The 10,902-nt window shown below is 31.0% G+C and carries 10 protein-coding genes, 1 tRNA gene and 1 pseudogene; 6 read left to right on the forward strand and 6 right to left on the reverse strand.

The genetic code is table 11. The features are described 5' to 3' along the window. Positions 1-544 precede the first annotated feature (544 nt). The 5 genes from ACKVOD_RS04620 to hemL all read left to right on the forward strand — a co-directional run bounded on the left by ACKVOD_RS04620 (position 545) and on the right by hemL (position 6,291). On the forward strand, positions 545-1,423 hold the full coding sequence (locus ACKVOD_RS04620; RefSeq protein WP_409208306.1) for a hypothetical protein: 879 nt from the start codon (positions 545-547) through the stop codon (positions 1,421-1,423). Next, entirely contained in the window at positions 1,420-3,174 is a 1,755-nt protein-coding gene (locus tag ACKVOD_RS04625; RefSeq protein WP_409208307.1) for a T9SS type A sorting domain-containing protein, read from the forward strand. Before ACKVOD_RS04620 ends, ACKVOD_RS04625 begins: the two co-directional genes overlap by 4 nt. 90 nt (positions 3,175-3,264) lie before the next feature. Then, complete coding sequence (locus ACKVOD_RS04630) at positions 3,265-4,161, forward strand: 1-aminocyclopropane-1-carboxylate deaminase/D-cysteine desulfhydrase (protein WP_409208308.1); 897 nt, start codon at positions 3,265-3,267, stop codon at positions 4,159-4,161. Next, a complete protein-coding gene (locus tag ACKVOD_RS04635; RefSeq protein ID WP_409208309.1) occupies positions 4,154-4,999 on the forward strand; it encodes a glucosaminidase domain-containing protein in 846 nt (281 codons plus the stop codon). Before ACKVOD_RS04630 ends, ACKVOD_RS04635 begins: the two co-directional genes overlap by 8 nt. A gap of 5 nt (positions 5,000-5,004) precedes the next feature. Continuing rightward, positions 5,005-6,291: a glutamate-1-semialdehyde 2,1-aminomutase gene (hemL, locus tag ACKVOD_RS04640; RefSeq protein ID WP_409208310.1), complete on the forward strand. Its 1,287-nt coding sequence runs from the start codon at positions 5,005-5,007 to the stop codon at positions 6,289-6,291. A 58-nt stretch (positions 6,292-6,349) separates the two neighbouring features. Here the strand turns inward: hemL and der are convergent, their stop codons facing one another. From der to ACKVOD_RS04665, 5 genes are all read right to left on the reverse strand, one after another. Next, entirely contained in the window at positions 6,350-7,660 is a 1,311-nt protein-coding gene (der, locus tag ACKVOD_RS04645) for a ribosome biogenesis GTPase Der (RefSeq protein ID WP_409208311.1), read from the reverse strand. A 165-nt stretch (positions 7,661-7,825) separates the two neighbouring features. After that, entirely contained in the window at positions 7,826-8,707 is an 882-nt protein-coding gene (gene era, locus ACKVOD_RS04650; RefSeq protein ID WP_409208312.1) for a GTPase Era, read from the reverse strand. A gap of 58 nt (positions 8,708-8,765) precedes the next feature. Then, positions 8,766-8,838 (reverse strand) — tRNA-Met (locus tag ACKVOD_RS04655). Positions 8,839-9,063: 225 nt separating this feature from the next. After that, on the reverse strand, positions 9,064-9,918 hold the full coding sequence (locus ACKVOD_RS04660; protein ID WP_409208313.1) for a Two component regulator three Y domain protein: 855 nt from the start codon (positions 9,916-9,918) through the stop codon (positions 9,064-9,066). A gap of 168 nt (positions 9,919-10,086) precedes the next feature. Further along, positions 10,087-10,248, reverse strand: a complete 162-nt coding sequence (locus tag ACKVOD_RS04665) for a hypothetical protein (RefSeq protein ID WP_409208314.1) — start codon at positions 10,246-10,248, stop codon at positions 10,087-10,089. Positions 10,249-10,414: 166 nt separating this feature from the next. Between ACKVOD_RS04665 and ACKVOD_RS04670 the strand changes: the two are divergent. Beyond that, a pseudogene (locus ACKVOD_RS04670) lies at positions 10,415-10,579 on the forward strand (DUF1761 domain-containing protein); the annotation flags it as partial. 55 nt (positions 10,580-10,634) lie between these two features. Here ACKVOD_RS04670 and ACKVOD_RS04675 read toward each other — a convergent pair. Continuing rightward, positions 10,635-10,902: 4a-hydroxytetrahydrobiopterin dehydratase (locus ACKVOD_RS04675; RefSeq protein ID WP_409208315.1), on the reverse strand; the 268-nt coding region annotated here is incomplete at its 5' end.

Here is a 10,902-nt window from a genome sequence, read left to right on the forward strand (position 1 = left end):
GTAAAACATTTATAGCCTTCAGGGGTAAAATAAAAATCTTCTCCTTCGATTAAATTATTTTCTTTACTTTGTTCGTTCATAGCTGCAAATTTAAAAACTTTCATTAGTATGTTCCTAATTGTTAGTCCATTTTTAATCCCAAAAAAATATCGTGGTTTTGCTATTTTTCCATTTATCTTTATCAAAGACACATTAGATAAAAAAAATCTAGTTTTGATTAATCATGAAAAAATACACCTACGTCAACAATTATAATTACTTATTTTTCAATTTTTAATTTGGTATTTTCTTGAGTTTATTGTGCGTTTGATTTTAAATAAAAATTGGGATTTAGGTTATCGCAATATAAGTTTTGAAAGAGAAGCTTATACCAATGAAAAACAAATTGACTACTTAAAAAACGATATTTTTAATTTTTTTAAACTACCTATTAAAAAAAAACAGTATATTTATTGGATAAACGGCTATATTTGTCCGATAAACGGCTATATTTAACCTTTTGCAATTTTATAAATTACTGTTTTAAAAAAAAAATTTAAAAGATATGCTAAAAAAAATTACTCATAATAAAAAATTTACTTTTCCATTTGTCTTCTTTTTACTTTTTATAAGTTATGGCTCAATGGCACAAGTTGGAATAGCAACCACTACTCCACTTTCGACTTTTGAAGTAAATGGTTCTTTTGGACAAACAATAACGACAGTTTCTACAGATATAACTTTAGATGCAACACATAGTATCATTGTTAGCAATAATGGTGCTATTTCAAAAACAATAACACTTCCGACAGCTCTTGGGATTAAAGGTAGGATTTACACCATAAAAAGATCTGATACAAGTACAGCCTCTATTACTATCGCGACTACAGCTTTACAATCAATAGATGGCGCACTTAATATGGTATTGACTCAACCAAAAGAAGCTATAAGTATTATAAGTGATGGCTCTAACTGGAACGTTATAGGAACATATCTACCCCAAAAACCACTTGGAGAAATAAGTTATTTCAATATAACAGGAACTTTAGTTGCTATAAATTCATCAACAATCGATGGAAGTTCTAACATGTTTTTATGCAATCCTGAAACAACTTTATCTACAAATAGTATTGACTTTATTTCATCAGGAAATGGTAGCCTTCAATATAAAGGTGCGATATCTAAAACTTTTAAAATATCCGCAACAATAAGCGCCAACTCCAATTCTTCAGGAACATTTGTATATGAATTTAAAAATTCAAACACTGGTTTTTTACCTTCTTCAAGAGTAGTACAAAAACTAAATAGTGAAGAACAAAACACTTCAATCCAAGCCTTCGTAAGTTTAGCACCGAATGATTTTATAGAACTTTGGATTGGTAAAATTGAGGGAACAGCAATTGTTTCAATTAAGTCATTAACCCTTTTTGCAATAGGATTATGAGGTCTAAAAAAGACTATATTATTGCTCTCAACATTTCAGTTCTTCTAATACATTTATCTACAATGGCTCAAATGTATGTAGGTTCAAATACTTTTGTTTATACCAGTAATCAATTTGTATACATCAAACAAGATTTAGAACTCAAAGAAACAACTAGCAATTTTTATTTAAGAAATGATGGTCAACTATTACAAGGGGCAATAGGACCTAGCACAAATAAAGGAATAGGAAATTTGTCTGTCTTTCAGGAGGGGACTGTAAATAATTTTCAGTATAATTATTGGTGTTCTCCTGTTGGAAACACATTATCTTCAACGGCTACAAACAACCCTTTTGGTATTAAACAATTGGGAACTCCAATCTCAATAACCGAAACAACACCGGCAATTATTTTAGCATCGAATATCTATGATGGCACTGCATCGCCACTTAGAATTGCTCCCTATTGGGTAAGCAAATTTATCAATAAAACTACTTTTTCTGATTGGGTTCGAGTAGAATCAGCATCGACATTAGCCCCTGGAGAGGGATTTACTATGAAAGGAAGTTCTGGCACCAATTCTACAACAATCAATGGTGTTCAAAATAATCCAGATGGTTTTAATCAGCGCTATGACTTTAGAGGAAAACCCAATGATGGAACTATTTCAATTCCAGTTTTAGCAGGAGAATTATCATTAACAGGAAATCCGTATCCTTCGACAATTAACCTACAAAATTTTTTAATTTCTGAAACCAATTGTACAGGAATTGCTTATTTCTGGCAACAAGATAAAACTTCCAATTCGCATTTTATTGCTGATTATAAAGGTGGATATGCTACCTATTCTGGTTCAAACATTTATGTTCCTGCTCCTTTCTTCAAATATGACGGTTCTGGAAAACCTATTACTCAAATAAATGATGTTGCAACAATTTATCCACGAAAATACGCTCCCATTGGACAAGGTTTTTTGATAAAAGGACTGATAAAAGGAAATGTACAAATGAAAAATAGCAATAGGCTTTTTAAAACTGAAGATAATAGTTTGAGGTATGAAAAGAGATCGAACGAGAAAACATCAAATACAGATACTACATCGCTAATTCGTTTTAATACAATGTTAAATAACGGCCCAATTAGTCAAACAGTTTTGGCATTTAATCCATTATCTACAGATGGCATTGATAGATATATGGATGCTTCTTCACAAAATGACTACCCTGCCAATGTGAATTTTTTAATTAGTAATAAAGAATATGTTATAAATTCATTAGCATTTGATAGCAACAAAAAAATAGCAATTGGGTTTAGAAGTACCTCTCCAGCTAATTATAAAATAACAGTAAATCAAATATTAAATCTTCCTGAAGTAATTAATGTTTATCTGCATGATAAAACAACCGATATTTACTATGATATAAAAAACAGTTTTTATGAACTGAATTTGGCTGCTGGAACTACTAATACAAGATATGAAATTACATTTAAAAACAATACTTTAGGAGTTGATGAGATTACAAAAAACAACTTCATCATGATTCAAAATAATATTGAAAAAATACTAACAATTCAGAATCCATTTCAAAAAGAAATTAGCAACTATAGCATATATGACATTACAGGAAAATTGATTGCTAATAAAAACAATTTAGGAAATGAATTGTCATATTTGTTTCCTACTTCAAATTTAACAACTGGTATATATATAGTCAAAATAACGAGTATTGATAAATTAGAAGAAGGGCTAAAAATTATTATTCAAAACTAATATTCAAAAAAGAATTTAAAGTATTTATACAGATTACAAAAGTTGATTTTATATTCTTTATAAAATCTACCTTTGTGAAAAATAGTTGAATTGAATCAAAAATTAAACATCCAATTTCCTAAATCAATTACTCTTTATATTAAAAGAGAAGATTTGATTCATCCGATTGTTTCTGGTAATAAATTTAGAAAACTGAAATACAATTTATTGCAAGCAAAAGGAGAAAATAAAACTACTTTAGTCACTTTCGGAGGCGCATTTTCTAATCATATTGCCGCAGTAGCTTTTGCAGGAAAAGAAAACGGATTCAAAACGATAGGAATTATTAGAGGAGAAGAATTAAAAAGTAAAGTCTCTGAAAATCCAACTTTACAATTCGCTCTAGATTGTGGTATGCAACTAGATTTTATTTCAAGAGAATCTTATCAACAAAAAAGTGAATCCGCTTTTTTGTCCCAACTAAACGAGAAATTTGACAATTTTTACTTGATTCCAGAGGGTGGAACTAATGAACTTGCCATAAAAGGTTGTGAAGAAATACTAACTCTAGAAGATCAAAAATTTGATTATATCTGCTGTTCAGTAGGTACCGGCGGAACTCTATCAGGCATAATTAATAGCATTAAGCCTCATCAAAAAGCATTAGGATTTCCAGCACTAAAAGGAACATTTCTAAAAGATGAAATTCGTAATTTTGTTTGTAATGAAAACTGGGATTTGAATACTGATTATCATTTTGGTGGTTATGGTAAAGTTACATCAGAATTAATAAGTTTTATCAATAATTTTTACAATGAAAATAAAATCCCATTGGATCCAATTTATACTGGAAAGATGGTTTATGGCGTTGTGGATTTAATAAATAAAAAATATTTTCCTGAGTATTCAAAAATCTTACTCATTCACACGGGTGGATTACAGGGAATTCAGGGGATGAACTTGAAACTAAAAACAAAAAAATTACTTACGATACAATTCCATGATTAAAAAAAGATTCCTTTTATTTATTATTATCCTAATCGTGAGTTGCAACACGAATAAGTCGATAATTCAAACTACTAAAAAAGATTCAAAGCAAAATAGTACAAGTGTTGGAATTATTAAAAAAAGAGGAGATTCAAAAACGAAAAATTCCATATACAAAAAAACAGAAACTCTTGAAGCAACAAGCCGAGTAAAAGTGACTTCTGAAATGATACAGTCTTATATTAATAATTACAAATCAGTAGCGCAGGCTAATATGAAAAAATATAGTATTCCTGCTAGCATTATTTTAGGTCAGGCATTATTAGAATCTGGATCCGGAGTGGGCACTTTATGCGTTCAAGCCAATAATCATTTTGGAATAAAATGTAATAGTGAATGGACAGGAGAATCTGTTCGATATAACGATGATGCTATAGATGAATGTTTTAGAAAATACACTAATCCAATAGATTCTTTTCGAGATCATTCACTTTTTTTATCAGGGAAAAAAAGATATTCATCTCTTTTTAATTTAAATAAAACAGATTATAAGTCTTGGGCGAAAGGTTTAAAAGAGGCTGGATATGCTACTGACGAACTATACCCATCTAAATTAATTACTATTATTGAAAAATATCAATTGTATCAATACGACACCGAAATAGTCAATTCATCGATAAATAATGACTCTAATTCGAATAAAAACACATTAGAAAATAGCCTATATATCGTTGAAAAAGGAGATACTATATATTCAATTTCCAAAAAATATAATATTTCCATAGAAGAGTTAAAGAAATCTAATAATCTTATTGAAAATACTATTGCAATAGGACAAACTATATTAATAATTAAATAGAAAATATGCTGTATCAAAGAAGCAGTCAGCTTTTTGCTGAAGCCGAAAAAGTAATTCCAGGAGGTGTAAACTCCCCTGTTAGAGCCTTCAAAGCCGTAGGAGGAACACCCATTTTTGTCAAAAGTGCTAAGGGAGCTTATTTATTTGACGAAGACGGGAATAAATTAATTGATTATATCAATTCCTGGGGCCCGATGATTCTTGGTCACGCATTTCAACCCGTAGTTGATGCAGTAATTGAAAAAGCAAAATTAGGTACTTCTTTTGGAATGCCTACAGAATTAGAAACTCAAATAGCAGCCTTGGCAGTTTCGATGGTTCCTAATATTGATAAAATAAGATTTGTTAATTCGGGCACCGAAGCCTGTATGAGCGCCATTAGACTGGCTCGCGGATTTACCAAAAAAGATAAAATTATAAAATTTTCTGGTTGTTATCACGGGCATTCAGACTCATTTTTAATTCAAGCTGGAAGTGGGGCAATCACTTTTGGTTCTCCAAACAGTCCTGGAGTTACCGAAGGAACTGCAAAAGACACTTTGTTAGCAAAGTATAATGACTTAGAAAATGTAAAACAACTTATAGATGCCAATGAAAACCATATTGCAGCCATTATTATTGAACCCGTTGCAGGAAATATGGGCTGCATCCCTCCTAATAAAGGCTTTTTGGAGGGATTAAGAGAGCTTTGTACCAACAATGGAATTCTTCTAATTTTTGATGAAGTAATGACAGGATTCCGATTAGCACGAGGTGGTGTTCAAGAATTATTAGGTATTAAAGCAGACATAGTTTGTTTTGGAAAAGTAATTGGTGGTGGTTTACCTGTTGGAGCTTTTGCAGCTAAAAACGAAATCATGAATTATTTAGCTCCTTTAGGACCCGTTTATCAAGCGGGAACCTTATCCGGAAATCCATTAGCCATGGCTGCAGGATTGGCAATGTTAGAAGCTTTAGAAGCTGATCAATCTGTATTTAAAAGATTAGAAGAAAAAACGGCCTATTTGGCTGCTGGAATTGATAAAGTTTTAAAAGCTAATAATATTCTTTTTACTATTAACCAAATTGGTTCTATGGTTTCAGTACATTTCGATAAAGCTCCAGTGTTTGATTTTCAATCTGCATCAAAAGGAGACAATGAAACCTTCAAAAAATTCTTTCATGGTTTATTACAGGAAGGGATTTATATAGCGCCATCAGCTTATGAAACTTGGTTTATCACTGATGCCCTTTCTTATGAAGACCTCGATTATACAATTCAAGCTGTAGATAAAATATCAAAAACATTTTAAAATAAAAAAAGGGTTATGAATTTTTCAAATTCATAACCCTTTTTTTATTGATTTAATTCTATTTTTCTCTAATGTAAATGTCAATTGGAACACCTGAAAAGTTCCAGTTTTCTCGAATTTTATTTTCTAAATAACGTTTGTAGGGTTCCTTTACATATTGTGGCATATTAGCAAAAAACACAAACTGTGGGGTTGGGGTTGGCAATTGCATACAATATTTTATTTTTACATATTTTCCTTTGGTTGCTGGTGGCGGGTATGCTTCAATAACCTTCAACATAAACTCATTAAATTTAGAAGTTGTAATTCGTTGCTGTCTATTTTCAAATACCTGAACCGTTGCTTCTAATGCTTTTAACAAACGTTGTTTGGTCAAAGCCGAAACAAAAAGAATAGGCACATCTGTAAATGGCATTAATTCCTCTCTAATTTTCGCTTCATAATCTCGGGTGGACATGGTGTCTTTTTCTACCAAATCCCATTTATTGACTAAAATCACCACTCCTTTACGATTTTTTTCAGCCAACCAAAAAATGCTTTGATCTTGTCCTTCAAATCCACGAGTGGCATCTATTATAAGAATACAAATATCCGAATATTCGATAGCACGAACGGAACGCATCACCGAATAAAACTCTAAATCTTCTTTTACTTTTGCTTTACGACGAATTCCTGCAGTATCTACTAAATTAAATTCAAATCCAAAACGGTCAAATTTGGTATCAATTGCATCACGAGTAGTTCCCGCAATGTCAGTAACCATAAAACGATCTTTGCCAATTAACGCATTAATAAAACTTGATTTCCCAGCATTAGGGCGACCCACAACTGCAAAACGAGGCAAAACAACTTCTTCTTGAACTGGTTCAGGTTTTACTGGAAAAGCAACAATCAAAGCATCCAATAAATCCCCTGTTCCACTGCCAGAAATACTGGCGAAAGTGTAAAATTCACCTAAACCAAGGTTATAAAACTCAAGTGCATCTTTTTCACGCATTGAATTATCTACCTTATTTACAGCAAGTAAAACAGGTTTTTTTACCTTACGCAAAAGTCGAGCAACGATATCATCCATTGGCGTAATACCTTCTTCAACATCTACAACAAAAATAATAACATCTGCTTCATCAATAGCCAATTCAACTTGTTTGCGGATTTCGCCTTCAAAAACATCGTCAGATCCACGTACATAACCTCCAGTATCAATCACTGAAAACTCTTTTCCATTCCATTCGCTTTTACCGTAGTTTCTATCTCGAGTTACACCCGAAACCGAATCTACAATCGCTTCTCTTCTTTGTATTAATCGATTAAAAAGTGTCGATTTACCTACGTTAGGTCTCCCTACAATGGCTACTATGTTATTCATATTTCAAATTTTAGTCCCGAAGCTTCAGGAGCAGATTATAGATTGCAGATTTTTGGTAATCAAAATCATTTTTCTTAAAACGCAAACAATAAGGTAGTTTTAATTTTTTGCAAAGGTAGTTTTAATAAATGGATTTTTAAATCTTAAGACTTTCTGTTTAAAAATCTAATTATTGTATCCAAAACGCTTTAGCATATTAGCGTTGCTTCTCCAGTTTTTGTTGACTTTCACATACAATTCGATATGAATTTGTTTACCAAAGAATTTTTCTAAATCGGCACGAGCTTCAATTCCCACTTGTTTTAGGGCTGCTCCTTTGTGACCAATGATGATTCCTTTTTGGGTTTCGCGTTCCACCATAATCAAGGAACGAATTCGAATGATGTTTTCATCTTCAAAGAACTCTTCGGTAACAATTTCTACTGCATATGGGATTTCTTTGCTGTAATTCAACAAGATTTTTTCGCGAATGGTTTCGTTTACAAAGAAACGTTCTGGCTTGTCCGTCAATTGATCTTTTGGATAATAGGCTGGAGATTCGGGCAACAATGAAATTATTCTTTGGAAAACTTCGGGAACATTAAAGTTTTGCAAAGCTGAAATGGGATAAATCTCAGCATTGGGTACTTTCTCTGTCCAAAAAGCGACTTGAGTTTCTAATTGTTCTTGGTTTGAATTATCGATTTTGTTTAACAATAACAAAACTGGAATAGTAGAATGGATGATTTTGTTGAAAAACGCTTCGTCTTTTAATTCTTGTTCACCTATTTCGACCATATAAATCAAAATGTCGGCGTCTTCAAAAGCAGACTTCACGAAGTTCATCATCGATTCCTGCATTTCATAAGCTGGCTTGATAATTCCGGGTGTATCTGATAAAATTAACTGAAAATCTTCCCCGTTTACAATTCCTAGAATTCTATGCCGGGTGGTTTGTGCTTTCGAAGTTATTATGGATAATCTTTCGCCTACAAATGCATTCATTAAGGTTGATTTCCCCACATTTGGATTTCCGATGATATTTACAAAACCTGCTTTATGTATCATATTATTATTCTTTATACTAATAACAAAAAAGCCACTCTTTTCAGAATGGCTTGTTTAGTAGCGGGAACAGGACTCGAACCTGTGACCTTCGGGTTATGAGCCCGACGAGCTGCCTACTGCTCTATCCCGCGATGTTTCGATTGCAAATATAAGGCTAATTTTAGAAAATACAAGTATATATTTTTAAAATTATTTTAAATTAAACTTCCTAATTAAAAAAATAAGTAAAATAATCAAAAGCGATAAGCAAAACATAAATTTAAATAGCTTTTAAAAAAAAACTGTGAAGTAAACTTCACAGTAATTAACCATACAAATTATTCAAATTACTATTAACCAAAAAAAACTATTAATTATTATTCCTCAGAAGCAAAAGCTTTATCCTTGTCTATTGATGAATTTAAAGTAGTAGCTACTCCCTCATTGTTTATCATTGTCATATTTAACACATCTAATTTCGCTAAATATTTTGAAACTAATCCACTAAATTTATTATAAGAAATATTCATTTCTTTCAAATTGTTTAATTTTTCTAAATCTAAAGGAACTTGTCCTTGGATATTATTATCAAACAAACTTAATTGTTCAAGATGTGTTAAGTTTGAAATAGAATTATTAAGTGTTCCACTTATTTTATTACTATTTAGTAACAACACTTTTAAATTTTTAAGGTTATAAACTGAAGTTGGAATAGTTCCTGTAATTTCATTATTATACAAAGACAAAGTCTCTAAACTTGTTAAATTACCAATTTCAAAAGGAATTTCTCCAGTTAATCTGTTCATAAATAATTCAATGTTTTTTAACGAAGTAGCTTGACCTATAGTAGAAGGAATAATTCCCTCAAACAAATTGAATGATAACTTTAACGATTCTAAGTTTTTTAATTGACCTATTGAACTTGGAATTTTTCCTGTTATGAAATTTTTAAATAAATCAAGATTTTTTAATTGGGTTAAATTACAAATTTCCGAAGGTAAAAATCCAACTAAATTATTATTGGATAATTGAACCGAAACAACCCTTTCATTTTCTAAAACAACACCATACCAAGAGGCAACAGGGGCATTTAAATCCCATTTTACAGACCATTTATCTCCATTAGTAGAATTATATAATTTTATTAATGCATTTTTTTCAGGTTTTGAAACTTCGGCATTCATTAGTAATGAAAAAGTAAAAATGAAAAGAAGAGTGAATAAATTTTTCATAAATTTAATTTTAAATAATTATCATGAATCTAAAGTAAACTCTTTATTGCTAAAGTGCAAAATAAATCGATGAAATACACATATTTTATATTTTTATAAAATTATTCTTATAATTAATGATTTAAAACATGAATAAAAAATTTATACATTTGAAATATTTACTTTAAATTAAAAACCTATGGAAATCAATTTTATTGCTATACTATTGTCGGCACTCTCCACACTTGTGGTGGGATTTATTTGATACCATCCCAAAGTTTTCGGAACTATTTGGATGAAAGAAGCTGGAATTACTGAAGAAAAAATGAAGGGTTCTAATATATTTCTCATTTTTGGTATGTCAATTTTTTATGCGTTCTTAATTTCATTTATTTTACAATTTTTAGTCATCCATCAATCTGGTGCTATTAGTATGATTGGTGGCGACCAATCAAAAGCATTTACTTCGTTTCAAGCCTTTATGACAGATTACTGAACGGCTTTTAGAACCTTTAAACATGGCACATTACATGGTTTTATGACAGGTTTGTTTTTTGTATTACCTATAATTGGAGCTGGTGCCTTATATGAAAGAAGAAGTTGGAAATATGTACTTATTGCTGGCGGCTATTGGGTTGTTACTGGTATGATTATGGGCGGAATTATTTGCTCAATGCAATAATCATAAGCACAAATCATAATAATCTCATCTAAAATAAAAAATAGATGAGATTTTTTTATTGTATAGTATCTATGGCTTTCGCTAAATCGAAGTCTTTAGTGGTAACTCCTTTTGCATCATGGGTAGTTAATCGAATACTAACTTTATTATAGACATTAAATAACTCTGGATGATGATTCAATTTCTCGGCAATAAGCCCCACTTTTACAATAAAACCCATGGCTTCAATAAAATTTTTAAATTGATATTTCTTTACAATTCCATCATTTTCAAATTCCCAATTTTCAAAATCTTCCAATAAAGCCCTCACTGTTTGTTCGTTA

It is taken from the genome of Flavobacterium sp. (assembly GCF_046155325.1).
In the GTDB taxonomy this organism is placed as follows: Bacteria; Bacteroidota; Bacteroidia; order Flavobacteriales; family Flavobacteriaceae; genus Flavobacterium.